Origin of the sequence: Nocardia sp. CA-136227 (assembly GCF_050955695.1) — a bacterium.
In the GTDB taxonomy this organism is placed as follows: Bacteria; Actinomycetota; Actinomycetes; order Mycobacteriales; family Mycobacteriaceae; genus Nocardia.
The window spans coordinates 7,558,686-7,583,720 of sequence record NZ_CP192081.1 but is presented as its reverse complement, the minus strand read 5'-3'; the positions used below and the strand labels follow the sequence as shown (position 1 = coordinate 7,583,720).

Sequence of the window (25,035 nt, the reverse complement as noted above, 5' to 3'; positions counted from 1 at the left end):
AGGCTCCTCATTTGAGTCCCGTCACCGCGATGGATCGCAGCACCTGCCGCTGGAAGACCACGAACAGCAGCACCAGCGGCGCGATGGCCAGCGTGGTGGCGGCCATGATCAGCGTCCACTGCGCGTTGTACCGGGTCTGCATGTTGGCCGTAGCCACGGTCAGCACCTGCCACTTCGACCCGGAGGCGGCGACCAACGGCCACATGAAGCTGTTCCACTGCGAGACCACGGTGATGACGGTGAGGGTGGCCAGAATCGGCCGGCTCATCGGCACCACCACGCCGAACAGGATGTCGAGGGTGTTCGCGCCGTCGACCCGCGCCGCGTCGATGATCTCCCCCGGAATGGCCAGGAAGTACTGGCGCAGCAGGAAGATCGCGTACGGCGACCCGAACAGGAACGGCAGCACCAGCGCCCAGAAGGTGTTGAGCCACCCCAGTTTCGCGAACATGAGGTACAGCGGCACGAGGGTGACCGCACTGGGCACCATCATGGTCCCGAGGTACACCCAGAAAAGCACGTCCCGGCCGGGAAATCGGGTGCGCGCGAACGCATATGCCGCCAGGATCGACGTCACGAGTTGTCCACAGGTTATGCACACCGTCATCAGCGCGGTGACCGCGACGGCCCGGCCCAGCCCCTGATCCAGCACCGTGCGGAAGTTATCCACAGTCACTGGATCCGGTGTGGCCAGAGCGGATTCGGCCGCGAACTGCTTGGGAGTCTTGAACGCCGTCATGGCGCTCAACACGAGTGGCGCCACCGTCAGCAGCGCCCCGAGGATCAACACCCCGTACGCCACGACCGCCCGCGCCGCCGCCCGCCGGTCAGTACTCATAGCTGGTCCGATTCCGGAAGTACCGGTGCTGCGCCATCGTGATCACGAACATCACCGCGAACACCACCACCGCCATGACCGCGGCCCGCCCCGGATGCGCGGCGTCGAACGCCTCCGAATAGATCCGCATGGCAACGACATCCGTGTGATGCCCCGGCCCGCCCTTGGTCAGCGCGTACACCGCGTCGAAGGTCTGGAAAACGCTGAGCACCCCGGTGACCAGCACGAAGAACATGGTCGGCCGCAACAGCGGCAGGATCAGCCAGCGCACCCGCCGCCACCCGACGGCCCCGTCCAGGGCGCCCGCGTCGAGGATCTCGGGCGGGATGGCCCGGATCCCGGCCACGAAAAACAAAGCCACATATCCGACATTCATCCACACGATGACCGCGGCGACGGCGGGCAACGCCAGGCTGGGCGAGCTCAACCACTCCACCCGATGCCCGAGCAGAGCGTTCAGCGCCCCACCGGTCGGCGCGAAGATCCACTGCCACACCACGCCCACCGCCACGGGCGCGCACATCCACGGCAGCGCGTAGACCACCCGCAGCACGGTCCCGGCCCGCCCGCGGCGCGCCAGCAGCGCGGCCACCGCGAATCCCAGAACCGTCTGCACCGGCACCACCAGCGCCGTCAAGGCCAGCGTCACCAGGATGGAATGTCCGAATTGCCGGTCGGTGAGCACCGATCGCCAGTTGTCCCAGCCGGTGAATCGGATGGGCCCCAGCAGATTCCAGCTGTGCAGGCTGAGCCACAGCACCACCGCGATCGGCAACAGCAGGAAGCAGCCGATCCCGAGCAGGCTGGGCAGCAGCAGCGCGTAGCCGACCGCGGCGTGCCTGGTGCCGGCTGTGGCGCGGCGGGCCGTCCGGTCCATGTCGGGCGACGCTACCGGCCCGGCGCGGGTGCGCGCGCCACCCCACGCCCGACTTGCCCGATATTGTGTGATGTCCGATATTGCGCTGTGCGCGACGCGATTTCGAGCCCGCTTTCCACCCGGTGCGCGGTGTCGGCGCATGATAGTTTGTGCCGCGCTCGTACATTGCGATGACGGCGAGGCTGGCCACGACAGGGCAGGGGACGGCGTCGATGAGAATCAAGCCACGGGAGCAGATCCTCGGAGTCTGGCGGTCGCTGCTGACCGCGTGCTACCAGGACGAGGCCTGGGTCTGGGGCGGCCGCAACGGCTCCAACTCGATCAGCGACGCCGAACAGCTGCTGTGCCTGCTGTATCCGGCCACCGAGATCGACGGGTTCGGCCTGGAGACGCCCGACGAGATCGCCAAGGACATCCTCGCGGTGCTGTCCCCGCTGGGCGATGACGGCCTGCGAATCGGCGAGCGGGTGGTGTGGCTGCTCGAGCAGTACGTCGAACGGCACACCGACCACGATCCGGACACCGGCAGGGAACTGCCGAACTTCGCCGCGGGCAGCTATCTGGCCTCTTCGAACGGCGCCGAGCCCACCTCGGAGCAGCACGCGCTCGAAGTCGTCGACTCCTATTCGATGTCGCTGACCCTGTGCCTGGCGGCCCTGAAGTTCCTGCGCGGCTTCAGCGGTCCGGTGTCGGCGCTGGCGGTGGGCCGGCGGAACCGGCTCGCCATCGACCTGGGCCCGCGCATCGACCGCCTGGACGCCCACATCAATACCCGTCTGACCGCCGCGATGGTGGGGCTGATCCGCAGTTTCGTGGTGAACACGGTGACGCCCAAATCCCCGGCCGGCCAGGCCATGCTGTCGATGCTGAATCAGACGGGCGGTTCCACCGACGCGGTGGTGCGCGCGGTGCGGGACCGCCTGGACCGGGTTCGGATCCGACTACGCAACGACGCCACGCTGAGCCAGATCGAGGGCGTCGACCTGGACAGTTCGGACATGTTGTTCGAATGCGGCTGGAGCTGGGCCATCGTCCGCAAGGCCGCCGACATCGACTTCGTGGACCTGCCCATCGCGCAGCGGCCCGGCCACGCCGTCGCCCGCCCCTACCTGCATTTCACCGTGGTGGCGCTGGACGGCATCAACGACCTCACCTCACAGCGCACCCGCGAACTCGACCTGCTCGACACCGAGCAGCGCCGCCTGGCCGAGGCGCTGCAGCTGCGCTGGGATCTGGCCCAGCGGTACTGGGCGGCGGTGGCGCGCTTCGGCAATGGCCGCTGGCCGCTGGAGGACATTCCCTGGCGCACCTCCGACGGCGAGGAGTCCGACTACTTCAGTCTCATCGTGTCCGCGGTGCTCATGCAGGATCTGCTCAACCGCGAGGCCAATGACGACGACCTGGATCGCGCCGCCACCATCTTCGACGAACTGGCCCGCCGCGGCCGCATCATCCGCCGCTTCACCGCCGAGGACCCGGCCCGCACCATGCACACCCCGGGCGTGAGTCTGCGCCTGCTGGGCAGCGAGGAGCTGGACGGCCCGCTGCTGCTGTGGACCGTATCCGACTACGCCACGGTGCTTTTGAAGCGCACCCTGCAGGCGGCCCGGCTCTCCGGCACCATCGAGACCCGGGATCAGCTGATGGCGCTGGCCCAGGCCACCATGGACCACCTCGATCTGCGCGCCTTCCGCGAGGGACCGGCCACCGGCCTCTGGGACGACCCCAGCCGGATCTTCGGCGGCAGCGATTCGCATCTGCCGTCCTGGTATCTCACCGAGCGCGTGGTCGAGTGCATGGTGACCGCCGCCCGCATGTACCGGGAACCGCCGCTGCGCGCGCCGAACTCGGTGACCCGCGCGATGGAACTGCTCACCGAGGCCGAACACCTGCTCAACCGGGAGATGCTGGAGCTCAGCGAAACCGACGTCTCCGCGGGCCGCACCGCTTTGGCGCTGGCCGAACAACGCTTGGAACGGGCCCGCACACTCATCGACGAGCGCCCGGGCACCGCCGTCAGTCTGGCCTCGCAGGCCCTCATGGAGCTGGACGAACTCGCCTACGCCCGGCTCGACGCCACCAGGAGCGAATGACCGTGCTCGTGTTCTCCGCGTCCGACAAGGGCGGCACCGGCCGCTCGGTCACCAGCTGCAATATGGCGTACTGGCTGAGCATGAAGGGCCACAAGGTCGCCTATCTGGACTTCGATTTCGGATCGCCCACCGCGGGCGGCACTTTCGAGATCAGCCGCATCGACAACGGGGTGCGCGACGGCACCGGCCTGCACGCGTACCTGCTCGACGAGAACGGCTCCCCCGCCCGGCTGAGCGTGCGCTCGGAGACCGACCGGATGGAACTGAGCCGGTCCCGGCATCCCTCGGGCCGCTTGGTGCTGTTCCCCGGCGATCTCGGCGGCTCCGAGTTCACCACCCTCGACGAGCGCATGATCGACCGCTGCGCCGCGCTGTTCGCCACCTGCGAGCAGGAATTCGACGTCACCTTCGTGGATCTGAGCGCGGGCCGCTCCATCGCGCTCGCGCTCGCGCTCAGCGCGACCAAGCAGTCGCAGTTGTCGCGCGCCGTGTGCCGGTGGCTCATCTTCCATCGCTGGACCCGCCAGCACATCGCCGCCGCCCGCGGCCTGGTGCACGACGACCACGGGGTGCTGGCCACAGGGGAGGCGTGGGGACACGACCGCACCGGACTGCTGAACTCGCTGCGCTTCGTCCGCATCGCGGTCCCCGAACTGAACCGCACCGCCGGACTGCGTCCGGCCCAGGCCGCCTGGCTCCAGGAACAACACAACACCCTGACCCGCGCGGCCAACCGGCACGGGATGGGTCCGAGCGGGATACTGGGCCAGACCCCGGTGGAACCGATGCTGCAATGCCGGGAGCAGGTGATCCTGGATGTGGATGTCGCCGCCCACGTCGCCAATGCCGAGACCGTGGACGCGTTCCGCACGCTCACCGAGAAACTCATGAACGACGCCGTCTGGGAACAGGTGGAGATACGCAGATGAGCTCCGCGACCGATTACAGCGAGGCCGGTGAACGCAACCGCGTGGCCGGGCAGCCGCTCTCGCACCTGTCCATCGAGGTCGGGCACTTCTACATGGACGAACTGGTGAACGGCGTCGACCGGATCCGCGCGCAACTGCGCAAGGTCGCGCCCATCGTCGAGACCCAGATCGCCGCCGCCGAAAAGGAATTCGGTCCGGGCGCCCGGGTCAGCACCTGCTTCCTGGTCGACGACTACTTCTGGGGCCGCACCCCGGGTCGCGGCCGTGACGCCCGCCGCGTCGCCGACCCCCGGCACGTGCTCGAGAAACTGCTGACCGCCGCGGAGGAATGCGAGGTCCGCATCGACTACCTGGCCCGCGAGGCCGGGTGCGCGGAGGTGCCGTCCTTTCTGGACGGCGAACCCGTGGGCGAACCGGTGCGGCTGGCCGAGATGATGGCGGCGCGCATCGTCGCCGAACCCGAACGCGACAGCACCGGCCGTCGCCCGCCCACCGTCGAATCCGGCTGGCTGTGCAACGGCCGCCGCTCCTCGGAATACGATGCCGGCCAGGCCATGCGGATCGCGCGGTACCGGCCGCCGGAGGAATTCGGGGCGCGCAACCACTCCATCTTCCTGGACGTGCAGCTGTGGAGCCGGCAGCTCGAGGAGGTGGCCGGACAGCAGGAGGAACGCATCCTCTGGTCCTGCCCGTTCCTCGCCTCCATCTGGCAGTTGTTGCGGCTGGGGATGATTCGCGACGAGGGCGCCATGGTGGCCGCCCCCGTGCCGTGGGACGACCCGTGGCCCGAGGAGTGGTCCCGGCTGCCCGCGGTGGTGCAGCTGAATCCGCAGGCCAAACCGTTCGCCGCCTATCGGGCGCTGTCGGTGCTGCCCTACAGCTACCTGGGCATCGAGCACGCGGTGCGGGTGATCCTGGACCACCTGCAAATCGACGACGACGTGCACGCCAAGCTCGCCGAACGCGGTGCGGGCGAACGGATTCCGGTCGAGGTGCCGCGTCAGGCCACCCGCCGGTTGAACCACCTGTTCCTCGGTGACGTCTGAGGTGGCCGCCCTATGAGCGATCCGCTGGTCCTGCTGGGGGAGGTGCGCACGGCGCTGCTGCCGAATGCGGGGGGACTGGCGGCGCGGGAGGCGTCCGCCCTGCTCTCGCTGCTGCCCGGGCAGCGGGTGCTGATGCGGGAGCGCCCACTGGCGCTGGCCATCTCGCCGACTACACCGGTGGGCGTGGACTGCCGACTGGCGACGGTGTCGCGGTCCGACAGCCGGGCCATCGGCACGGTCGCCGCGCACGCGGTGCTGGTGGGCGGCCGGGTGATCCAGAGTTCGGCTTGTTCCACCGTGGTACGGGCGGCCAATCAGAACCGGCGGGCCTGGTCGCACTATCTGAACCGGGTCGGGACCGTCGAACTGGTGCACCGCATCGGCGACGACACCGCCACGGCGGTCGACCTCACCGAGGGCTTCCTGGAGGCGTCCAGCGCCACCACCCTCGACCTCGGCTCGATCAGCGAACGACTGCTCACCCGGGTGCGCAACGATCCGCGGCTGGACCAGGACCCGCCGGTGCACTCCGGGGCGACCCGGCTGCGCTGGGCCGCCCGGGTCGCGCCGCCGGTGGACGGGAGCGCGCGGGGGCGGACGCTGTTCGCCTTCCGGCTGGAGGACGAGAACACCCGATCGGTCCGGATCATGGTGCCGACCGTCCGGGATCTGGCCGGGGTGCAGCGCTTCTGCGAAGATCTCGCCGTGCACGACTGGCTGCTGTCCACCCTCGCCGCCGCGCTGTCGGACGCGAATCGTCCCGTGCTCGAACGCGATCCCACCGGCGAACTGGCTCCCCTGCTCGAACAGCTGGTGCACCTGTGGATGCCGGGCGCGCACACCCCGCCCCGGCTGCGTGAACTGTGGACCCGGCTGGAATCCGATCCCGGCTTCACCCGGCAGTGGACCGCGCAGGTCGGGCACCTGCGCGACCGGCTGGCGGTGGCCACCCTGGAGGCGCTGCGCAGCTCCAAGATCAGCACCGTGCAGTGGTGAGGACTGTTCTCAGAGCCGGAACCAGCGACGCACCAACAGGGCGAAGAACACCGACATGGTGACCGCGCCGGTGTACGCCTCGGTGACGAACACCGCCCGGCCGCCCACCCGCAGGTGATCGGTATCGCCGATACCGAGCGGGTTGAGGTAGTTCATCAGCACCTGGTATACGGTCACGGCCACCGGCTGCTCCGCGCGCAACGCCACCGCGCCGGTGAATACCAGGAGCTGGAACACCACGAACCACAGCATCCGGAACGGCCGATACCCGTAGCCGCAGACCAGATCCGGGACCAGGCCGCCGAGCCGGCGCCAGGCCTGCGGCTGCGCCTGACGCCGGGCGCGGGACAGCGCGAGCCCGCAGCGGTCCTCGGCGTCGGTGTCCTCGTCGATGCGGTACAGACTGCCCGCGCGCCGATAGGCCAGGGCGGCATGGCCGGGCAGTCCGGCCTGGACCAGCGGACGGCCCAGACGTTCGTATGCCTCGGCGAGCAGCCGATTCTGGGTGCGGCTCAACCGGAGCGGACCCCGGAACTCGACCTCCGCGGCGATGAGCGCCGCGAGCAGCTCGTTGACCGGCACGGCCTGTGGATCCGGCCCGGCCGGGCGGCGCAGCGCGGGCGCGTAGATGTGGCCGAAGACGAGACTGTCGCCGGCCCGGCGGATTCCGGGCGGATCGTAGGTGGCGACCACCGCCTCGGTGTGCCGGGTGAACAGATCCAGCAGGGGTTGTTCGGTGGCACGCCGGCGCAATCCGTGTGGCTGGGCCAGGAATTCGGTGATGCTCTCGCCGTAGGCGTCGGCGTGGCGCTCGATCCGCATGCTCATATCGGCCACGAAGGGTGACGACGGCGCGCTTCTCTCGAGCATGATCAATGATAGATCCTGTGCACCAGCACATCTCGGGGCTCATCGGCGCCGAAGTAGCTGGGCTCATGGTCCGCCCAGGCGAAGCCCACCTCCTTGTACAGGTGGTAGGCGGTGCGATTGCCCGGCTTCACGGTCACGTAGACCTGTTCGGCGTGGACCTTGCGGCATTGGGCCAGTGCGGCTTCCAGCAGGACCCGGCCGAAACCGCGGCCGCGGCACGCGGAAGCCACGGCGAAGCCGAGGAACCACGCCGTGCTGTCGCCGTCGATGGCGGTGAGGACATAGCCGCACACCTCCCCCGCATCTTCAGCAACCGTCCAGTTTGCTCCGTGCAATTCGAACAATTGCCGCAGAACAAAATACGGATACGCGAGATGCTCGAACTCGACCACCTCGAGCGCCCGAATGGCGTCCAGATCCGCGAGCGACGCAGTCCGACATACCGGAATATCCGGCTCTTCGAAGGCCAACAACGGTGTTCCCCTCCACCCCGGGCGCATAGTGCGATGGATTCCAGGGTAAGCGTCACGCCGAGGGTTGGGTGCGGTTCGGCCCGCCCGCCGTCTGTGGAACGAACGGGCCGAACCGCGCTGCTGCACGCGGTGGGGACCACGCCGCCGCTGCCCGGAGGTTAGGCGCGGGGCGTTCGAAAGCGCTGTGCGGCAGCGTTTATCGCGGCCGGGGGCCTTCCCCGGTATGTCCCGGGCCGCGAAATCTTCCGGGTGTGATGGCGCGTGGAACGGGCGTCGAGCACCAGCCACAACAGCCGATACACGACCCGGTCGAAGCCCGAGTGCGCCGGATCGACGGCCGTCATGGCAACGCGCGCTCGTCGAGCACGCACCGTCCCTCCTCCACCAGGGTGGCCCGGGCTCGTCGACGCACCTTGCAGGTCTGCACGGTGCAATCGAGGTGCAATTGCATTGCTGCGTGCGCCTGTTCGGCGGTCATCACCCCGGGATCCCGGCGGCAGCGCGACAAAACGGCGATGTGCAAATTGAGGGACGTCAGTTGCATGTCCAGACCACTCCTCGTTCCCGCTGGTTCCTGAAGTGCCCGGAGGTTCAGGAAAGGAAAGGGGCCTAGCTACACCGCTCCGGGCACACATCTAGCACACCACGAGCAGACGCCAAGCGGGCGAATTTCGACAAGGAGAACGCAAAATTGCGCGAATTCCCAGCAGCGAATCCACCTGGGAGAGGACGATTCTCCATAGTGGACGAACCTCGCGTCCCCCGATCCATGCCCGCGAACGCGAATGGAGCGTGTTGTGTCAGAAGGTCCCGCGTCATCCACACTGCCGCGCCGCCAGCTCGGCCGCTACCTACGGGACTGGCGTATCCAGGCAGGACTGACCATCGCCGAGGCCGCCAAGCTGATGGAGTGGGGCGCCAGCACCCTGCAGCGGCTGGAGAAGGGCAACGCGGACCGCATCCGCACCATCGACATCCAGGAGCTGTGCCGGATCTACGGGATCCCCGTCCAGATCGCCGACGGACTCAAGGGTTTGGCACAGCAGGCGGCCGTCAAGAGCTGGTGGCACTCCTACGGCGACCTGATTCCCGAGAACTTCGACGTCTACGTGGGTTTGGAGGCATCCGCGCAGCAGTTGTCCTGCTACCAATCGGAATTGGTGCCGGGCCTGCTGCAGACCTCCGACTACGCAAGGGCCCTGAACCGGCTCGGATACCCGGAAGAGACGGTGGCCGAGGTGGATCGGCGCGTTCAGCTGCGCATGCAGCGCCAGGCCATGATCACCCGGCGCATGCACCCGGCCGCCATCGCCATGGTGCTGCACGAATCGGTATTGCGCCGCCTGGTGGGAGGTGCAAGGGTGATGGCGGCGCAGGTGCGGCACTTGGCGGAACTGAGTACACGATCCAATGTCGTCCTGCGTATCCTGCCCTTCGCCGCCGGTGTCCCCCTGGGACTTTCGACCGGCCCGTTCGTGATCCTGGAGTTCGGATCCGACAGCAAGGGGCAGCCGGTGGAGCCCCCGGTGGTTTACGTGGAGGGGTTCACCGGCGATCTGTATCTCGAGAGACAGGGCGACGTTCAGCGTTACCGCCGGGCCCAGGAAGGGCTGGAACGCTGCGCGTTGGACGTCCAGGACAGCAGAAGCCTGCTGCGGCAGGTGGCGAAGGAGTATTCGGCATGAGTGTGGAGCTTTCCGGGGCCCGCTGGTTCAAGAGCAGCCGCAGCGGGGCCGGTAAGGAATGCGTCGAAGTGGCGTTCCTGCCCGCGGGCCGGGTCGGCGTGCGGGACAGCAAGAATCCGCAGGGGCCGGCGCTGGTGTTCGGCGCCGCGGAGTGGTCGTCGTTCACCGCCGGCCTCGAAAACGGGTGCTTCGACAGGTGATTCGCGTGCGGCGGACGATTCGCGAGCGTTGAGAGAACTGAACGAGGTGCGCGGGCTCTTGGGCCCGCGCACCTCGGTATCAGTCGTTCACGATCACACTCAGAGAATCGCGACTACTCCGATCGCGACGGCGGCCACCAGCACACCGATCGCGACCGAAGGCATCAAAGCGCCGGTCAGTACGTATACGCCCATCGCCGATACCGCGAAGAGCATCCCTACGATCAGCCGTTCGACCCAGTCGTCAGGACCCAATTTGCGGTACCGGGGACGTGCATTCTTCAGTCCTCGGTCCACGAATAGTTGGATACCCATGTTTTAACGCGCGTAAACATGGTTTCGTTGCCGAACGGCTGCCGTTTCGTGATCAACTTCCAGCGCTGGGAATCCGGGGCCCCGCGCTGGTGCGCGGGGCCCCGGTGGCAGATCTTCTGTGGTGTTCGTCAGCGACGGAACAGTTTGTTTCCCAGCCAGACGATCGGATCGTATTTCCGGTCCACCACGCGTTCCTTGAGCGGGATCAGCGCATTGTCGGTGATCTTGATGTGCTCGGGACACACCTCGGTGCAGCACTTCGTGATATTGCAGTAGCCCAGCCCGGCGTCCTCCTGAGCCAGATCGCGGCGATCCGCCACATCGAGAGGATGCATTTCGAGTTCCGCAATTCGCATCAGGTAACGCGGGCCTGAGAATGCGTGCTTGTTGTCCTCGTGATCACGCACGACGTGACACGTGTTCTGGCACAGGAAACACTCGATGCACTTGCGGAATTCCTGTGACCGTTCCACATCGGCCTGCTGCATCCGATAATCGCCGGGCTTCAGATCCACCGGCGGCGTGAACGACGGAACCTCGCGCGCCTTCCGGTAATTGAACGACACATCCGTGACCAGGTCGCGAATGACGGGGAAGGTGCGCATCGGCGTCACCGTCACCACTTCGTCCTCGGTGAACGTCGACATCCGGGTCATGCACAGCAGCCGCGGCCGGCCGTTCACCTCGGCCGAGCACGAACCGCACTTGCCCGCCTTGCAGTTCCAGCGCACCGCCAGATCCGGGGCCTGGGTGGCCTGCAGACGGTGGATGATGTCGAGCACCACCTCGCCCTCGTTCACCTCCACGGTGAAGTCGTGCAGGCCGCCGCCCTCGGTATCGCCGCGCCACACCTTGAACTTCGCCTGATAACCCATGGCTATTCCGCCTTTCCGGCGTCGTCCCGCAGCTCCGCGAGATCGGCGGGGGAGTAATACTTTTCGAGTTCGGCCAGGTCGAACAGCCGCAGCAGCTCGGCGCGCATCGGGATCTGGGCCTCGGAGGTGACGGTGACCGCGGGCACCGAGAAGCCGACCTCGTCGTCGCCGATCGTGCAGACCAGCAACTGATTCCGCCACACCGGATCCATGCCCGGGTGGTCGTCGCGGGTGTGGCCGCCGCGGCTCTCGGTGCGCAACAGCGCCGCCTGCGCGACGCATTCGCTGATCAGCAGCATGTTGCGCAGGTCGATGGCCAGGTGCCAGCCCGGGTTGAACTGCCGGTGCCCCTCCACGGTGACGTGGTCGTAGCGGTCGCGCAGTTCGGACAGCTTCTCCACGGCCTGCTTCAGCTCGTGTTCCTTGCGGATGATGCCGACCAGGTCGTTCATGGTCTGCTGCAGGTCCATGTGCAGGGTGTAGGGGTTCTCCCCCCGGCCCTCGTCCGGCGGATCGAACGGCGTCACCGCCGCTTTCGCGGCCGCGGCGATATCGGTGTCGGAGATCTTGGGCCGCGCAGCCAGCTGCTCCACATAGGTGGCCGCGCCCAGCCCGGCGCGACGGCCGAACACCAGCAGGTCCGACAGCGAGTTGCCGCCGAGCCGGTTGGATCCGTGCAGGCCGCCCGCGCACTCACCGGCCGCGAACAGGCCGGGCACCTTCGCCGCCTGGGTGTCCGGGTCGACCTCGATGCCGCCCATGACGTAGTGGCAGGTCGGCCCGACCTCCATCGGCTCCTTCGTGATGTCCACGTCCGCCAGCTCCTTGAACTGGTGGTGCATGGACGGCAGCCGCTTGACGATCTGGTCGGCGGGCAGCCGCGAGGCGATGTCGAGGTACACGCCGCCGTGTTCGGTGCCGCGCCCCGCCTTCACCTCTTCGTTGATGGCGCGGGCGACCTCGTCACGGGGCAGCAGGTCCGGGGTGCGGCGGGCGGAGTCGTTGTCCTTCAGCCACTGGTCCGCCTCCTCGATGCTCTCGGCGTACTGCCCCTTGAACACCGGCGGGATGTAGTCGAACATGAACCGCTTGCCGTCGGAGTTCTTGAGCACCCCGCCGTCGCCGCGCACACCCTCGGTGACCAGGATGCCCTTCACCGAGGGCGGCCAGACCATGCCGGTCGGATGGAACTGCAGGAACTCCATATTGATCAGCGAGGCCCCGGCGCGCAGCGCGAGCGCGTGGCCGTCGCCGGTGTACTCCCAGGAGTTGGAGGTCACCTTGTAGGACTTGCCGACACCGCCGGTGGCGATGACCACCGCGGGCGTCTCGAACAGGATGAAGCGGCCCGATTCCCGCCAGTAGCCGAAGGCCCCGGAGATCTTGTCGCCGTCCTTGAGCAGTTCGGTGATGGTGCACTCGGCGAAGATCTTGATCCGCGCCTCGTAGTCGCCGGTCTGCGCGAAATCCTCCTGCTGCAGCGAGACGATCTTCTGCTGCATGGTGCGGATGATCTCCAGGCCGGTGCGGTCACCGACGTGCGCCAGCCGCGGATAGGTGTGGCCGCCGAAGTTGCGCTGGCTGATCCGCCCGTCCGGGGTCCGGTCGAACAGCGCCCCATAGGTTTCCAGCTCCCACACCCGGTCCGGGGCCTCCTGGGCATGGAGCTCGGCCATGCGCCAGTTGTTGAGGAACTTCCCACCGCGCATGGTGTCCTTGAAATGGACCTGCCAGTTGTCCTTCTCGTTGGCATTTCCCATGGCGGCCGCGCAGCCGCCCTCGGCCATGACGGTGTGCGCCTTGCCGAACAGGGACTTGCAGACCACCGCCACCGACAGGCCGTGTTCGCGGGCCTCGATCACCGCACGCAGACCGGCACCGCCGGCACCGATCACGACGACGTCGTACTTGTGCCGCTCGACTTCAGGCATGGAACCGAATACTCCTGGGAGACTGAGGAATAGAGGACTGTCAGCCGATGAGGCGAGGATCGGAGATGGTTCCGCTCGCGACCAGCATGACGTAGAAATCGGTGAGGACCAGCGTGCCCAGCGTGGTCCAGGCCAACTGCATGTGCCGGGTGTTCAGCTTCGACACCACGGTCCAGAAGCGGTAGCGCACCGGGTGCTGCGAGAAGTGCTTGAGCCGCCCGCCCGCGATGTGCCGGCAGGAGTGGCACGACAGCGTGTACGCCCACAGCAGCAGGGCGTTCCCGGTGATGATCGCCGTGCCCAGGCCGATGCCGAAGCCACCGTCCTTGGCGTGGAAGGAGATCACCGCGTCATAGGTGTTGATCACCGAGATGAGCACCGCGACGTAGAAGAAGTAGCGGTGCGCGTTCTGGATGATCAGCGGAAGCTTGGTCTCCCCAGAATATTTGGCGTGCGGCTCGGCCACGGCGCAGGCCGGCGGGGACATCCACACCGACCGGTAGTAGGCCTTGCGGTAGTAGTAACAGGTGAGCCGGAACAGCAACAGGAACGGCAGCACCAGGAAGCCCAGCGGAATCCACATGGGCAGGTTGCCGATCGGGGTGCCGAAGTGGCTCGAGCCCTCGACGCACGAAGCGCTCAGACAGGGCGAATAGAACGGTGTCAGATAGTGGAAGTCGTTCACCCAATACGCGGTCCGCACAAAGGATCTGACGGTCGCGTAGACAACGAACGCCCCCAGTCCGAGCACCGTCAATGCCGGCGGCAACCACCACCGGTCGGTGCGCAGCGTCCGTGCCGCGATGGCGGCCCGACCCCTGCTGAAAACCCCGGTACTCGATTCAGAAGCCTTGACTGGTGCGGCGCTCACTGCTGGATGCCTCGCTGCTCTACCCCGTGGAACGTCATCGTTACCTCCGGCATCGAATGTGATGGTGAGCACCCTACGACAGGAGTGCTATTACTCGAGCTCGCATCAGCTATTTCGTGATCCCGTGATTTACGCCACATTTCCTGCGAGCTTTCATGTTTCGTTCGCGTAGTGAACTAACGGCAATCGCGCGAACCCGGCGGGCTGTCACGGGGATTGGGCGATTCGGGATTTCGCAGCTCCGGGGTGTCGTTTCCGCCGGTTACACGCCGTCACACGGCAGCAACAACGGTGTGGTGGCCTGTGCCCCTGATGAGGGCTGAAGGGAGCCGCTGATGAGACGAGCCGCCATCGTGATGCCGATGCGCACGCCCGTGGGCTTGCCCGGTGGAGCATTGGCCGCGGTGTCACCGAACCGTCTGGTCGGAACAGTGCTTTCGGCGGTGCTCGGCCGTTCCGGTATCGACCCGAAGCGAGTGGAACAGCTGGTCACCGCGGTCCCCGACTTCGACGCCATCCGCCCGTCCCTGGCGCACTGCGGCCTGTCCGCCGAGCTCGGTGACTTCGCGGTGGGCACGGGATCCGGTGGCGGACTACGCGCCCTGGTCACCGCCGCCATGATGGTGCGCACCGGCGCGGCCGATGTGGTTCTTGCCGTGGGCTCCGAATACCCTTGCGCAGCAGACTCATTCGATGCGCAATCGGCCAGCGTGCCGCTCTTTCCGGCGCCCCGTCCCGGGCCCGGGGACCCCGCGGGGCCCAGCACCGACGAGCAGATCGCGCTCTGGGCTGCCGAACCGCCGCGCGGACAAGCGGAATCGCTGCTGACCGAACAACTCGCCCACGATCACGGTCTGGACCGCGGCGCCGCCGACGACTTCGCCGCCGCGAGTCACCGCCGCGCCGCCCGTGCGCACCGCCAAGGCGTCTTCGGCGCGGAGATCGCGCCGGTGGTGGTGTGCTCACGGCCCGACGACCCGAGTTCGGACGTGGTGCGTCTGGTCGACCGGGATGAAGGCCTGCGCGACGACGTCTCCCCACGCGCCTTCGCCGCACTGTCCCCGTTCCGGTCCGGCGGCGTGTCCACCGCGGCCAACAGCAGCACCCGCGGGCTCGCCGCGTCGGCCTGCCTGGTGGTCGCGGAGGATCGCCTGGTGGATCTGGGCCTCGAACCCCTGGGCTATCTGACGGATTGGGCCAGTGCCGGCGCGGCCGCCGGGACGACGGCGCCCGCCGCGACAGCCGCGGTCGCGAAGGCCCTGTGGCGCAACGGAGTCGGATTGCCCGAACTGGAATTGCTGGAGGTCGAGGAGACGTCCGCGGTGGAGGTGCTGGCCGTGGCGCGCACCCTGGGTCTCGTGAGCCACACCGGCGGTCTCACGGACACCGCCGGTGACCGGCTGAACGTGCACGGCGGCTCGATCGCCCTGGGCGATCCGGGCGGGGCCGCGGGCCTGCGCATGGTCACCACCATGCTGCACGAATTGGCGCGGCGCGACGGCAGCCTCGGGCTCGCCGTGACGCCGACGGGCGCCGGCCGCGCCCTGGCCGCGGTCTTCGAATCACCGGATCGGACACCGGTTTCCGAGGCTCCGCGCGGGGCCCGCTTCCGTGGTGCGGGCGGCAGACGGCCGGGCCGGGGTCGCCACCGGCCCTGAGGATCGTCGGGACTACTCGGTGCGGGGACGGGAGTGGAAGCCGAGACCCTCGTCCTGCGCGCCCATCCAAGCCGCCTCGTCGTGCTTGGCGTCCGGGACGTAGATCGTCTCCTGCTTCGCGGCGGGGGACTCCGGCGGCGGGGTCTGCTCGAACTCGTCGGCATCGATGCTGAGCCGCTCCAGATCGTTCTCCAGCCGGCGGACGGTGCCCGCGTCTCCGTAGTGCGAGCGCAACGCGCCCACGCACTGGCGGAGCTGGCCAACCGCGTAGCGGAGTTCCGCAATCTCGCTGCGTGTCATCGAAAACCTCCTCGACCCGTGTGACAGACCACACATCGTGATCTACAACACAGTACGTGATCATGCGGGATTCGTCTCGTTCGCGATGGATATTTGCTGGTCGAGGGCCTGTCGAGAGGGCTCGAATTGGGGTCTGACACGTTTCAGATCCACGAATCGGGCCGTTGCCGAGCGGCTTCCGGCTACCCCGCGATGGCGTACTCGGGACCGCCGTCGGGGCCGAAATCCGGGTCCCCGGCCCGCATGGCCGCGGTCGCCCGCGCCACCAGCCCGACCACCGCCGCGGCCACCTCCTCGGCCCGCTCCAGGATCACGCTGTGCCCGGCCCCGTCCAGGCGCACCAGCTCGGCGTCGTCGACCTGGGAGGCCAGTACCACCGAATGCGCGAACGGGATCATGATGTCCGCCGACCCGGCCAGCACCAGCACCGGAATCGAGCCCAGCCGGTGCAGGGTCGCGGACTCGTCGAACTGGATCAGCGACTCCAGGAAGCTGGCCATGGTCAGCAGCGAGGTGTCGTTGAGCATGGCCGTCGCCACCGCCAGCATGCGCGGGCTCACCTTCCGGGTGCCCAGGGTGGCATCGCGCATGATCGGCTCGAAGATCCGGCGGCTCAGGTGCTTCGAGGCCTGCATGGCCCGCGGCGCGCGCTTCACCGCGGCACGCAGCGAGCTCACCGCGGGCGGGCTCAGCAGCCGTCCCAGCCCCACCCGGGTCACGCCGTTGGCGGCGCTGGAGATCAGGCCGACGCCCACGATCCGGGTGCCGATGGCCAGCGGGTGCAGCCGGGCGTACGCCAGCACGGTCATCGCGCCCATCGAATGCCCCACCAGCACAACGGGTCCGGTCGGCACCACGGACCGCAGCACCGCGTCCAGATCCTTGGCCAGCTGCTCGATGGTGTAGGTCGAGGGGTCCGCATTGCCCGAATCACCGTGTCCGCGATGGTCGTAGAACACCATGTGGGTGTCCTCGCCCCAGGTCTCCATCAGGTGCCCGCGCATGAACGCCCACGATTCGGCGCGCAGGCAGTGCCCGTGCACGAACACCACGGTGACCGGGGCATCGGTGGCGCCGAACTCGCGAACCGCGAGGGGCACGCCGTCATCCGCCGTGACGGTGATGTGGCGGCCGTCGAAATCGGCCGCGCGAGAGTTGAGCGTGGACATGACGTCCTCCTGAAGAGTGCGCCTTCTTGCCCGGTTGTCGGAATGGATGCCCCCGGCGTTAACCCCCCACACCAGGCGTTATGCACAAGTTGTCCAACTGTCTCCGCTGATCTATACAGCCTGCCGACGGATCCTCCCCGCCCTCGGCAACTTGCACCTCATGAATATCTACTTAGATCTAGCGAAAACAATAGAAACTCGTAGATAAGCCACGACTAAAGTTGACCCGGTGACACGAGACCGCTTGTTCGGGTTCGTCCATATCACCGGCCACGTGTGCTGGTGGGTCTTCGTCGTCGCGACCCTGTGGCCGGCCGGCGCCGATTTCAGCTGGACCGGCGACACCGACATGCCCCGCAGCTACGCCGACTACATCCCCTCCGACGGCTTCTGCACGGCCAGCCCGATCGCGGTCATAGCCTTCCTCGTCCTGATCATCGCCGCCGCGGTCGAAGCGGCCGCGGTCGGCCGCCTGCTCCCTGGCCTGATGACCGTCGGCACCCCGTTCGTCGCCGCCATCGTGCTCTGGTCGGTGAATCCGACCGGCTGCGGCGGCCACGGCACCTCCGCCATCCTCCCCGCCCTGCCGACCGTCCTCCTCGCCATCGCCCTCCGCGAGATCTGGGCCCGAGCCTTCGCCCCCCACCCCTCGTCCTGAGAATCTGCCGCTATATAGGTAAGTCACTAGATATCGGCAGACTTCTATTGCACCCTCGGTCAGAAACGGCGTGCATTCTGTTTCAACCTCTCCGCGGTATCCCGCTGGGTGCCTTCAGTTTTGAGCTAGGAAAAGGATCTACCAACGTGCTCGATCTTCGAATCCGCCGTTCCGGTTTCACTGCCGTGGGCTTCGCCGTCGCCGCGTCGGCCGCGGTCCTGGCAGCGCCGATGGCGGCTGCCAGCGTCTACGGTCTGTCGATCGAGAACGCCGGTGGGGATCACTATGTGGACACCCCGTACAAGCTCACGGCAGGCCTCGGCGGCGGGTTCTATCTCAATACCACCGTGACGTTCTCGGACAACGGCACAGTGCTCGGTACCGTGGGGCCGACCGCGATCTACGACGCCAATGGGGTCGCGGTGGCCGGGAACGCGTATTTCACCTGGACACCGAAGACAACGGGTACGCACACCATCGTGGCCGAACAGCTCACGCCCGAGGCGAACGCGATCCCGCAGCAGACGATCACGGTGACTGTGACGCAGACCCCGGCGCCGGCTCCGGCGCCCAAGACCGGTAGCGCCGACTCGATTCCGGTTCTCGGTGGTCTGCTGAGCGCTCTCGGCCTGTAGTCGGCAGGCGGACACCCATTTCGGCATCCGGGTGTCCGCCAGCCGCTCGGCCGATCCGCCTAGGTCGTGGCTCCCGTCTTCGTGGATGGCAGGAACGGGCGGATCAGGTTCGGCTCCACCGACGGCCCGAACTGCCATTCGGCGATCCAGGGGCCGGTGCCTTCGCTCGGGTCCAGGGCGCCGCCTTCGACCCATCGGTAGCGGCCGTCGAGGATGCCGCGGGTCAGGTCGGTGTCGGCGTCGTCGGTGTTGGACCAGAGGGCGTCGAAGAGGCGCTCGATGCGGATGCGGGACTGGCGGCAGAAGACTTCGGCCAGTTCTTCGGCGGCCTCGCCGTCGGGGCTGCCCGCGACGCGGAGGGACTGGGCGCGGACGCAGGCGGCGGCCATGGCGAACAGTTCGGCGCCGATGTCGACGATGCGGCCGAGGAAGCCCTGCTTGTATTCGAGCTTGGCCTGCCAGCGGGCCATGCCGTACATGAGGGCGCGGGCCTGCTTGCGGGACATGCGTTCGACGTAGCGCATGTGACGGGCGAGGGGGCCGAACTCGCCGTAGCTCACCGGGGCGGTACCGGCGCCGACGGCCAGTTGCGGGAACCACTTGGCGTAGAAGCCGCTCGCGCCGACCGCCGCCTTGGCCTTGTCCTTCAGTTCGGCATTGCGGTCGACCAGGGCGCCGGCGGCGGCCATGTGGGCGTCGGCCATCTCGCGGGCGATGAGCAGGCGCATGATCTCGCTGGAGCCCTCGAAGATGCGGTTGATCCGCAGATCCCGCACCAATTGCTCGGCGGGGACCGCCCTTTCGCCGCGGGCCCGCAGCGAGGCGGCGGTCTCGTAGCCGCGGCCGCCGCGGATCTGCACCAGTTCGTCGGCGATCTGGCAGGCCATCTCCGAGGCCCACAACTTGGCCAGCGCGGCCTCGATGCGGATGTCGTTGCGGTTCTCGTCGCACATGGTGGCGGACAGGTCGAGCACCGACTCCAGCGCGAAAGTCGTTGCGGCGATGAAGGACAGCTTGGTGGCGACCGCGCCGTGCTCGCCGACCGGGCGGCCCCACTGCACCCGGGTGGCCGACCATTCCCGCGTGATCTTCAACGACCACTTGGCCGCCGCGGTGCACATGGCCGGAATCGCCAGGCGGCCCGCGTTGAGGGTGGTGAGCGCGATCTTCAGCCCGTCGCCCTCACGCCCCACCAGGTTTCGCTTCGGGACCCGCACATTGTGCATGCGGGTGACGCCGTTCTCGATGCCGCGCAGACCCATGAACCCGTTGCGCCGTTCCACCGTGATGCCGGGGCTGTCGGCCTCCACGATGAACGCGGAGATGCCGCCGCGGTGCCCCTCGCTCTTGGGCACCCGCGCCATCACCACCAGCAGTTCGGCCACCACGCCATTGGTGGTCCACAGCTTCACGCCATTGAGTTCGTAGGCCTCGCCGTCGGCGGTCGGGGTGGCGGTGGAGGCCATGCGCGCCGGATCGGAGCCGACATCGGGTTCGGTGAGCAGGAACGCGCTGACCGCGCCCTTGGCGCAGCGCGGCAGGAACTCCCGCTTCTGTTCCGGGGTGCCCGCCAGCTTCAGCGGTTCCGGCACGCCGATGGACTGGTGCGCCGAGAGCAGTACGCCGAGGCTGGCGTGCGCCGAACCGACCAGCATGAGCGCGCGGTTGTAGCCGACCTGCGAGAGCCCGACGCCGCCGTATTCCTCGGGAATCTTGAGCCCGAAGCAACCGAGTTCGGCCAGCCCGCGCACGTACTCGTCGGGGATGCGGCCCTCGGCCTCGATGCGGAGGCCGTCGATGGTCTCGCAGAACGCGCGCAGCCGGGTCAGGTAGGCCTCGATCTTGGCCTCGTCGGCGGCGCTGGGGCGGGGGAACGGATGGATGAGGTCGAGCCGGAATCGGCCGAGGAACATCTCCTTGGCGAAGGATGGCTTGGCCCAGGTGGTTTCGCGGGATTCCTCGACGAGTGCTCGGGCCTGTTCTTCGGTGGCGTCGACTTTGGCGACAGTCGCCATGATGTCCTCCTCGACCGTGATGAGAATCACATTCGAGTGTAGGAGCCTTTGTTACCCACCGGTAGGGGTAGATCCACCGTTCACCTTTTCCTATTGCACGCCACGGAGATAGCGGCCGAAATGCGGAACCGTGAATCCGATGGTGCCGCGCTCGGCCGAATAGATGAGTCCCTTCTTGATCAGCCCGTCCCGGGCCGGGGACAGAGACGCAGGTTTTCGCCCCAATTCGTTGGCGACCGCCGAGGTGGCGACCGGTCCGTCGTCTCCGGACAGATCGGCCATCGCGCGCATGTATTCACGCTCGGCGGGCGTTGCGCGTTCGTAGCGGGAACCGAAGAAACCGACCGCCAATTCTTCTTCGGCGGCGGGTGACGCCACCGCCACGTCCTCGGCCGAGATCGGACTCCGCGCCGCCGCGTCCCACGCCGCCTTGCCGTACGCCTGCACGAAGTACGGGTAGCCGTCGGCCTTCTTGTAGAGCGCGTCCAGCGCCTCCGTCGAGTACTCCACGCTCTCCCGCTCGGCGGGCGCGATCAACGCCTGGTCCGCCGACTCCCGATCCAGCCGATCGATCCGGTGATAGGAGAACAACCGCTCGGAGTAGCTCTTGGACGCGGTCAGCACCGCGGGCAGGTGCGGCAGCCCCGCCCCGACCACGATCAAAGGCGCGGCGTCCTGGCTCAATTCGTGGCAGGCCCCGCAGATGGCGGAGATGTCGGAGGCCCCGAGATCCTGCATCTCGTCGATGAACACCGCGATCCCGATCCCGTGATCGCGCACCAGCGCCGCCGCCTCCACGAGCAGCTCGACGAGGTCGATCTCGATGTCTCCGGAGTCGGCGCGCCCGGTCACCGCGGGCACGTCGATGCCCGGGTTCCAGCGGTCCCGCATGCCCTTGTCGGCGGTGGAGCGCAGCGCGAAAGCCTTGAGAATCCCCAGGAAATCGTCCACCTGCTCCGGATTGCGGTGTCCCACAGCCAGGGAACGCACCGCCATGTGCAGCGCCGAGGCCAGCGGCCGCCGCAGTTCCTGATCCGGTCGTGCCTCCAGCTTGCCGGTGCCCCAGCCGCGGGTACGAGCCGCGGAGCGAAGCTGGTTGAGCAGCACCGTCTTTCCGACCCCGCGCAGTCCGGTGAGCATGACGCTGCGCTCCGGCCTGCCCTTCGCCACCCGTTCCAGCACGATGTCGAAGGCCGCGAGCTGCCGGTCCCGGCCCGCGAGCTCCGGTGGCCGCTGCCCCGCGCCGGGCGCGTACGGATTCTTGACGGGGTCCATGCGGCCCAACCGTAGCGCGGGAATCACGGATTATCCGGGTATCTACGGTGGCCCCTAGACGCAGCTATCGACCGGCATGCGGCACATGTGCCCGCGGTGTCGCCGGGGGTCTCTACCCTTATGCCTGATTCGTTGGGATCCAGGGCAGGAGGGTTCATGTCGGAAGAAGTCGTACCCCCCACCGTCGCGGAGGTGGTCGAGTCCTGGAACGTCCCCGCCGAGGCGGTGGTCGCCGCGCGCATCCGCAACAACATCCTGGTCGCCATCGAGCGCGGGTACGACGATCCGCAGCTGGTGGCCGACCTCGCGGTGGGACCGCTGGTGATGGCCCTGGGCCAGTTGGAAGTGGACCTCGCCGACGCGCGCCGGCGGATTGCCGAACTGGAGCGGGGCGCCCAGGCGAAGAGTTGATAACGGCCGGAACGATCACCTAGATCGTCTCGTGATCCATGGCTCTTTACACCGAAATGACCGCTTAGCGGGACGTTTTCGGAAACATCGGACACGCCACCCGTGTCGGGTGGACAACCGGGCGACCGAGTCGTAATCTTCTCGTGACTTAGCGGAGTCTGTTGCTTCATCGGAGAGGCAGCCCGCGAAGTTACAAGCAGCACGATCGGAGATGCGTCTCAGTGGGTAAGCACAGCTTGCAGCAGGAATCGAAGCTTCCGGCTTCCGTGAAGGGTGCCATCGTCATGGGTGCGATGGCGGCGACGACTACTGGTGTCTTCCCGGCGATCACCGCCACGGCCGCCACCGTCGAGATCCCCGGCATCGGAAACTTCGATGTGCCGGACGAATTCACGCCTCAGGTGCAGCAGTTCAACCAGACGGTCAAGGACGCCGCGACGGCGCTGCAGACCCCCGGCGCTCTGGGCGGCGGCGCCCAGGTCGGCGCCCCGGCGGTCGCGCCCGCTCCGCAGTTCCAGCTGCCGACCATCTTCAACAAGCCGAGCTCTGTGGGTGACATCGCCCTGCACGCGGCCGAGACCAAGGTCGGCGCCCAGTACTCCTGGGGCGCCACCGGTCCCTACAGCTTCGACTGCTCCGGCCTGGTCCAGTGGGCCTACAAGCAGGCCGGAATCGAGCTGCCCCGCACCAGCTTCGAGCAGTCCAATGTCGGCGCCCCGGTCTCCTTCGACGACCTGCAGCCCGGCGACATCGTCATCACCAACGGCGGCGGCCACGTCGGCATCTACGCCGGCGACGGCAAGTTGCTGAACGCGGTCCAGTCCGGCACCCCGGTCTCCTACACCCCGCTGCACGCGGGCCAGGTGGTCACCGCGCGTCGCGTCGTGGCGTGACCGTATCGTCTAGAGCGTGACCCCTGCTCCACTGAGCACTACGGCCCAGGCCCGAGTTGATTCTTGGACCTGGGCCGTCCGCATTTTCAAGACCCGCTCGGCGGCCGCCGCGGCCTGCCGCTCCGGGCATGTCCGGGTGAACGGCGTGCCGGTGAAACCCGCGCACTCGCTGAAACCCGGTGACGAGATCCGGGTGCGCGTCAATGGGATCGAACGCATCGTCATCGTCGAGCAGCTCATCACCAAACGGGTGGGTGCGGCCGTGGCGGTGCAGTGCATGATCGACAAGAGCCCGCCCCCGCCCGATCCGCAGCTGACCGCTCTGATCCCGCGCCGCGATCGCGGTGCGGGCCGCCCCACCAAACGGGAACGCCGCGAGACCGACAAACTGCTGGGTCGCGAATCCGACTGATCGGGTCGATCAGGACTTCTTATCGCCCTGCACCGGAGCCGGATTCCCCGATTGCGTCGTCGCGGCCGATCGGGCTCCCCAGGCGGCCGCGGCAATGGTCACCAGTGCGCCCAGCATGAGGGCGGCCGGTTCGCCCGGTTTCAGCACATGCAGCTGGGTGCCCACCGTGACCGCCGCGACCGGGACCCCGATCTGCGCCGAGGCGATGGCGCCCAGCGGAACCGGCTGACCCAGCACCCGCATGAGCGCGTGGGCCAGCACCGCGCCCGCCCCGAGCGCCAGTCCGAGCAGGATCAGGTACGGGTGGTCGCCGAACTCGCGCAGGTTCAGTCGCGCACCCAGCCAGACGAAGAACAAGGGTGCGAGGAATCCGTCGCTCAGGGCGAACAGCTGCCTGGCCACCCGGCGCGGTTCGCCGACCGCCGCCACCGCCAGGCCGAGGGCGAAGCCCGCCAACATGATCGACACGTGACTGCGGGTGGCCAGCGCGCCGAGGGCGAAGAGCAGCGCCAGGCTGACCCGCAATTCGAGAGCGAACTTCCGGTCCTCGGACACGGTGTGCAGCCGGTGCCGGATGCCGGATTCCTCGAGCCAGTGCAGAAAGAAGTAGACGATCAGCGCGGCCGCCGCGACCAGCAGGGCGCCGATGGCGGCCCGGCCCGCATTGCCCGGATCGATCACCAGCGGCAAGGCGACCACCGCGGCCGCGTCGGCGAGGGCGACCTGGGCGGTCAACTCCAGGACCGGCTTTCCGCCCAGGCCCTGGGAGTCGATGATCGGCAGCACGATGGCCGCCGACGACGAGGCGATGAGCACCGCGTAGAGCAGCCCGTGCCCGGTGTCGAACCAGGCCGCGATGCCCTGCCCCGCGAGCATGGCCAGCACACCCACCGCCACCGCGCGCACCGCGCCGCGCCCGAGCGCCGAGCGGATCGCCGCGTCGCGCACCGGCACGTGGGTGCCCGCCACGAACATGACCACCGCGAAGCCGACGTCGGCCAGGAAGGTGAAGGTCGGGTCGGACGGGTGCAGCAGGCCGAAGCCGGTGGTGCCGAAGATGATTCCGGCCAGCAGCTCGCCCAGGATCACCGGCAGATGCCAGGACTGCCGCCAGGCCAGCCAGGGCCCGGCCAGTCCGAGCAGGGTGATCAGGGTGAGGGTCTGGAAGTTCACGCCGAGCTCACGGCATCGGGGCGATCTTCACCGGGATCGCGATGTTCTCGTCGGTGTAATAGATGGCGCACACCCGGTGGTAGCCGTCCACGATCTGCATGGGCACGCCCTTGCGGAAGTCGCCGCGCACCACCAGGATCGGCGACAACGCCTTCCCGGCCGTGATCTTGGCCAGGTCGCGCCGCACATAGGGGTTGTAGCTCGGCAGGATCTTCAGGTGCGACGCCCGCAACAGGTCCTTGGCCTTCTTGTGGGTGACCGGCGCGTCGCGCAGCGACTGGACGACCCGCTCGATGACGTCCGGCTCCGCCAGCATCTCGAGGTAGTCCGCGGCGGCCGGGTAATCGTGGTCGTCCGGCTCCTTCTTCCACTTGACCGTGATCTCGGGATCCGTCATCCAGTCATCATGCCTCAGCCGGTCCCGATCCTGGCTCAGC

At 67.8% G+C, this 25,035-nt stretch carries 27 protein-coding genes; 12 read left to right on the top strand and 15 right to left on the bottom strand.

Annotation, left to right across the window (positions count from 1 at the left end):
• Positions 1-7 precede the first annotated feature (7 nt).
• Together ACQP06_RS35085 and ACQP06_RS35080 are read right to left on the bottom strand one after the other, a co-directional pair.
• Positions 8-838 carry a carbohydrate ABC transporter permease gene (locus tag ACQP06_RS35085; protein ID WP_433669425.1) on the bottom strand — a complete coding sequence of 277 codons (831 nt, stop codon included), beginning with the start codon at positions 836-838 and terminating at the stop codon, positions 8-10.
• Positions 828-1,715, bottom strand: coding sequence for a carbohydrate ABC transporter permease (locus ACQP06_RS35080; protein ID WP_433669424.1), 888 nt, complete (start codon positions 1,713-1,715; stop codon positions 828-830). The genes ACQP06_RS35085 and ACQP06_RS35080 overlap by 11 nt, the downstream gene beginning before the upstream one ends.
• A 212-nt stretch (positions 1,716-1,927) precedes the next feature.
• Here ACQP06_RS35080 and ACQP06_RS35075 point away from each other — a divergent pair, with 212 nt between their 5' ends.
• Genes ACQP06_RS35075 through ACQP06_RS35060 form a run of 4 tightly spaced genes read left to right on the top strand, consistent with a single transcriptional unit; the run spans position 1,928 to position 6,779 of the window.
• Complete coding sequence (locus tag ACQP06_RS35075; protein WP_433669423.1) at positions 1,928-3,808, top strand: SCO2524 family protein; 1,881 nt, start codon at positions 1,928-1,930, stop codon at positions 3,806-3,808.
• A complete protein-coding gene (locus ACQP06_RS35070; RefSeq protein ID WP_379275767.1) occupies positions 3,805-4,737 on the top strand; it encodes an SCO2523 family variant P-loop protein in 933 nt (310 codons plus the stop codon). The genes ACQP06_RS35075 and ACQP06_RS35070 overlap by 4 nt, the downstream gene beginning before the upstream one ends.
• Entirely contained in the window at positions 4,734-5,783 is a 1,050-nt protein-coding gene (locus tag ACQP06_RS35065) for an SCO2522 family protein (protein ID WP_433669421.1), read from the top strand. The genes ACQP06_RS35070 and ACQP06_RS35065 overlap by 4 nt, the downstream gene beginning before the upstream one ends.
• Positions 5,784-5,795: 12 nt before the next feature.
• Positions 5,796-6,779 carry an SCO2521 family protein gene (locus tag ACQP06_RS35060; protein ID WP_433669419.1) on the top strand — a complete coding sequence of 328 codons (984 nt, stop codon included), beginning with the start codon at positions 5,796-5,798 and terminating at the stop codon, positions 6,777-6,779.
• Positions 6,780-6,788: 9 nt separating this feature from the next.
• On the opposite strand, the gene ACQP06_RS35055 is transcribed toward ACQP06_RS35060, so the two are convergent.
• The 3 genes from ACQP06_RS35055 to ACQP06_RS35045 all read right to left on the bottom strand — a co-directional run bounded on the left by ACQP06_RS35055 (position 6,789) and on the right by ACQP06_RS35045 (position 8,666).
• On the bottom strand, positions 6,789-7,649 hold the full coding sequence (locus ACQP06_RS35055) for a hypothetical protein (RefSeq protein WP_433669417.1): 861 nt from the start codon (positions 7,647-7,649) through the stop codon (positions 6,789-6,791).
• A gap of 2 nt (positions 7,650-7,651) precedes the next feature.
• A complete protein-coding gene (locus ACQP06_RS35050; protein ID WP_433669415.1) occupies positions 7,652-8,119 on the bottom strand; it encodes an N-acetyltransferase family protein in 468 nt (155 codons plus the stop codon).
• A 343-nt stretch (positions 8,120-8,462) separates the two neighbouring features.
• A complete protein-coding gene (locus ACQP06_RS35045) occupies positions 8,463-8,666 on the bottom strand; it encodes a hypothetical protein (protein ID WP_357088694.1) in 204 nt (67 codons plus the stop codon).
• Between the two features lie 253 nt (positions 8,667-8,919).
• On the opposite strand from ACQP06_RS35045, the gene ACQP06_RS35040 reads away from it, so the two are divergent.
• Together ACQP06_RS35040 and ACQP06_RS35035 are read left to right on the top strand one after the other, a co-directional pair.
• Positions 8,920-9,807: a helix-turn-helix domain-containing protein gene (locus ACQP06_RS35040; protein WP_433669414.1), complete on the top strand. Its 888-nt coding sequence runs from the start codon at positions 8,920-8,922 to the stop codon at positions 9,805-9,807.
• Complete coding sequence (locus ACQP06_RS35035; protein WP_357274734.1) at positions 9,804-10,007, top strand: DUF397 domain-containing protein; 204 nt, start codon at positions 9,804-9,806, stop codon at positions 10,005-10,007. Before ACQP06_RS35040 ends, ACQP06_RS35035 begins: the two co-directional genes overlap by 4 nt.
• 99 nt (positions 10,008-10,106) lie before the next feature.
• Here the strand turns inward: ACQP06_RS35035 and ACQP06_RS35030 are convergent, their stop codons facing one another.
• The 4 genes from ACQP06_RS35030 to ACQP06_RS35015 all read right to left on the bottom strand — a co-directional run bounded on the left by ACQP06_RS35030 (position 10,107) and on the right by ACQP06_RS35015 (position 13,999).
• Complete coding sequence (locus ACQP06_RS35030) at positions 10,107-10,304, bottom strand: hypothetical protein (RefSeq protein WP_357098833.1); 198 nt, start codon at positions 10,302-10,304, stop codon at positions 10,107-10,109.
• 146 nt (positions 10,305-10,450) lie between these two features.
• On the bottom strand, positions 10,451-11,197 hold the full coding sequence (locus tag ACQP06_RS35025) for a succinate dehydrogenase/fumarate reductase iron-sulfur subunit (protein WP_357274730.1): 747 nt from the start codon (positions 11,195-11,197) through the stop codon (positions 10,451-10,453).
• Between the two features lie 2 nt (positions 11,198-11,199).
• Positions 11,200-13,128 (bottom strand): fumarate reductase/succinate dehydrogenase flavoprotein subunit, encoded by a 1,929-nt coding sequence (locus ACQP06_RS35020; RefSeq protein ID WP_433669412.1) that lies wholly within the window; start codon positions 13,126-13,128, stop codon positions 11,200-11,202.
• Between the two features lie 40 nt (positions 13,129-13,168).
• Positions 13,169-13,999 carry a hypothetical protein gene (locus ACQP06_RS35015; protein WP_433669410.1) on the bottom strand — a complete coding sequence of 277 codons (831 nt, stop codon included), beginning with the start codon at positions 13,997-13,999 and terminating at the stop codon, positions 13,169-13,171.
• A gap of 335 nt (positions 14,000-14,334) precedes the next feature.
• Here ACQP06_RS35015 and ACQP06_RS35010 point away from each other — a divergent pair, with 335 nt between their 5' ends.
• Positions 14,335-15,657: an acetyl-CoA acetyltransferase gene (locus tag ACQP06_RS35010; protein WP_433669408.1), complete on the top strand. Its 1,323-nt coding sequence runs from the start codon at positions 14,335-14,337 to the stop codon at positions 15,655-15,657.
• Between the two features lie 12 nt (positions 15,658-15,669).
• On the opposite strand, the gene ACQP06_RS35005 is transcribed toward ACQP06_RS35010, so the two are convergent.
• Both ACQP06_RS35005 and ACQP06_RS35000 read right to left on the bottom strand, forming a co-directional pair.
• Positions 15,670-15,957 (bottom strand): hypothetical protein, encoded by a 288-nt coding sequence (locus ACQP06_RS35005; RefSeq protein ID WP_433669407.1) that lies wholly within the window; start codon positions 15,955-15,957, stop codon positions 15,670-15,672.
• A gap of 182 nt (positions 15,958-16,139) precedes the next feature.
• Entirely contained in the window at positions 16,140-17,126 is a 987-nt protein-coding gene (locus tag ACQP06_RS35000) for an alpha/beta fold hydrolase (RefSeq protein WP_433669405.1), read from the bottom strand.
• 229 nt (positions 17,127-17,355) lie between these two features.
• Between ACQP06_RS35000 and ACQP06_RS34995 the strand changes: the two genes are divergently transcribed.
• Together ACQP06_RS34995 and ACQP06_RS34990 are read left to right on the top strand one after the other, a co-directional pair.
• Positions 17,356-17,784, top strand: a complete 429-nt coding sequence (locus ACQP06_RS34995) for a hypothetical protein (RefSeq protein ID WP_433669403.1) — start codon at positions 17,356-17,358, stop codon at positions 17,782-17,784.
• A gap of 146 nt (positions 17,785-17,930) precedes the next feature.
• The gene (locus tag ACQP06_RS34990) at positions 17,931-18,419 is read left to right on the top strand and encodes a hypothetical protein (protein ID WP_433669401.1); all 489 of its coding nucleotides are present in this window, start codon (positions 17,931-17,933) and stop codon (positions 18,417-18,419) included.
• Positions 18,420-18,478: 59 nt separating this feature from the next.
• Here ACQP06_RS34990 and ACQP06_RS34985 read toward each other — a convergent pair whose 3' ends face one another.
• Together ACQP06_RS34985 and ACQP06_RS34980 are read right to left on the bottom strand one after the other, a co-directional pair.
• Positions 18,479-20,434, bottom strand: coding sequence for an acyl-CoA dehydrogenase family protein (locus ACQP06_RS34985; RefSeq protein ID WP_433669399.1), 1,956 nt, complete (start codon positions 20,432-20,434; stop codon positions 18,479-18,481).
• Positions 20,435-20,524: 90 nt separating this feature from the next.
• Positions 20,525-21,709 carry an AAA family ATPase gene (locus ACQP06_RS34980; RefSeq protein ID WP_433669397.1) on the bottom strand — a complete coding sequence of 395 codons (1,185 nt, stop codon included), beginning with the start codon at positions 21,707-21,709 and terminating at the stop codon, positions 20,525-20,527.
• A gap of 156 nt (positions 21,710-21,865) precedes the next feature.
• Here ACQP06_RS34980 and ACQP06_RS34975 point away from each other — a divergent pair, with 156 nt between their 5' ends.
• The 3 genes from ACQP06_RS34975 to ACQP06_RS34965 all read left to right on the top strand — a co-directional run bounded on the left by ACQP06_RS34975 (position 21,866) and on the right by ACQP06_RS34965 (position 23,425).
• Positions 21,866-22,120, top strand: coding sequence for a hypothetical protein (locus ACQP06_RS34975; protein WP_433669396.1), 255 nt, complete (start codon positions 21,866-21,868; stop codon positions 22,118-22,120).
• 284 nt (positions 22,121-22,404) lie between these two features.
• Complete coding sequence (locus ACQP06_RS34970; RefSeq protein WP_433669395.1) at positions 22,405-23,013, top strand: C40 family peptidase; 609 nt, start codon at positions 22,405-22,407, stop codon at positions 23,011-23,013.
• 16 nt (positions 23,014-23,029) lie between these two features.
• Positions 23,030-23,425, top strand: coding sequence for an RNA-binding S4 domain-containing protein (locus ACQP06_RS34965; protein ID WP_433669394.1), 396 nt, complete (start codon positions 23,030-23,032; stop codon positions 23,423-23,425).
• A gap of 9 nt (positions 23,426-23,434) precedes the next feature.
• On the opposite strand, the gene ACQP06_RS34960 is transcribed toward ACQP06_RS34965, so the two are convergent.
• Together ACQP06_RS34960 and ACQP06_RS34955 are read right to left on the bottom strand one after the other, a co-directional pair.
• Positions 23,435-24,598, bottom strand: coding sequence for a cation:proton antiporter (locus tag ACQP06_RS34960; RefSeq protein WP_433669392.1), 1,164 nt, complete (start codon positions 24,596-24,598; stop codon positions 23,435-23,437).
• Positions 24,599-24,605: 7 nt separating this feature from the next.
• Positions 24,606-24,995 (bottom strand): hypothetical protein, encoded by a 390-nt coding sequence (locus tag ACQP06_RS34955; RefSeq protein WP_433669390.1) that lies wholly within the window; start codon positions 24,993-24,995, stop codon positions 24,606-24,608.
• Positions 24,996-25,035 lie beyond the last annotated feature (40 nt).

Excerpts from the sequence above, each read along its gene's own strand:
- ACQP06_RS35035 (WP_357274734.1), top strand. The coding sequence starts at position 9,804 with ATGAGTGTGGAGCTTTCCGGGGCCCGCTGGTTCAAGAGCAGCCGCAGC.
- ACQP06_RS35080 (WP_433669424.1), bottom strand. The coding sequence starts at position 1,715 with ATGGACCGGACGGCCCGCCGCGCCACAGCCGGCACCAGGCACGCCGCG.
- ACQP06_RS34955 (WP_433669390.1), bottom strand. The coding sequence starts at position 24,995 with ATGACGGATCCCGAGATCACGGTCAAGTGGAAGAAGGAGCCGGACGAC.
- ACQP06_RS35020 (WP_433669412.1), bottom strand. The coding sequence starts at position 13,128 with ATGCCTGAAGTCGAGCGGCACAAGTACGACGTCGTCGTGATCGGTGCC.
- ACQP06_RS35025 (WP_357274730.1), bottom strand. The coding sequence starts at position 11,197 with ATGGGTTATCAGGCGAAGTTCAAGGTGTGGCGCGGCGATACCGAGGGC.
- ACQP06_RS34980 (WP_433669397.1), bottom strand. The coding sequence starts at position 21,709 with ATGGACCCCGTCAAGAATCCGTACGCGCCCGGCGCGGGGCAGCGGCCA.
- ACQP06_RS34975 (WP_433669396.1), top strand. The coding sequence starts at position 21,866 with ATGTCGGAAGAAGTCGTACCCCCCACCGTCGCGGAGGTGGTCGAGTCC.
- ACQP06_RS35000 (WP_433669405.1), bottom strand. The coding sequence starts at position 17,126 with ATGTCCACGCTCAACTCTCGCGCGGCCGATTTCGACGGCCGCCACATC.
- ACQP06_RS35085 (WP_433669425.1), bottom strand. The coding sequence starts at position 838 with ATGAGTACTGACCGGCGGGCGGCGGCGCGGGCGGTCGTGGCGTACGGG.
- ACQP06_RS35010 (WP_433669408.1), top strand. The coding sequence starts at position 14,335 with ATGAGACGAGCCGCCATCGTGATGCCGATGCGCACGCCCGTGGGCTTG.
- ACQP06_RS35005 (WP_433669407.1), bottom strand. The coding sequence starts at position 15,957 with ATGACACGCAGCGAGATTGCGGAACTCCGCTACGCGGTTGGCCAGCTC.
- ACQP06_RS35055 (WP_433669417.1), bottom strand. The coding sequence starts at position 7,649 with ATGCTCGAGAGAAGCGCGCCGTCGTCACCCTTCGTGGCCGATATGAGC.
- ACQP06_RS35075 (WP_433669423.1), top strand. The coding sequence starts at position 1,928 with ATGAGAATCAAGCCACGGGAGCAGATCCTCGGAGTCTGGCGGTCGCTG.
- ACQP06_RS35045 (WP_357088694.1), bottom strand. The coding sequence starts at position 8,666 with ATGCAACTGACGTCCCTCAATTTGCACATCGCCGTTTTGTCGCGCTGC.
- ACQP06_RS34985 (WP_433669399.1), bottom strand. The coding sequence starts at position 20,434 with ATGGCGACTGTCGCCAAAGTCGACGCCACCGAAGAACAGGCCCGAGCA.
- ACQP06_RS35060 (WP_433669419.1), top strand. The coding sequence starts at position 5,796 with ATGAGCGATCCGCTGGTCCTGCTGGGGGAGGTGCGCACGGCGCTGCTG.
- ACQP06_RS34970 (WP_433669395.1), top strand. The coding sequence starts at position 22,405 with ATGGGTGCGATGGCGGCGACGACTACTGGTGTCTTCCCGGCGATCACC.
- ACQP06_RS35065 (WP_433669421.1), top strand. The coding sequence starts at position 4,734 with ATGAGCTCCGCGACCGATTACAGCGAGGCCGGTGAACGCAACCGCGTG.
- ACQP06_RS35070 (WP_379275767.1), top strand. The coding sequence starts at position 3,805 with ATGACCGTGCTCGTGTTCTCCGCGTCCGACAAGGGCGGCACCGGCCGC.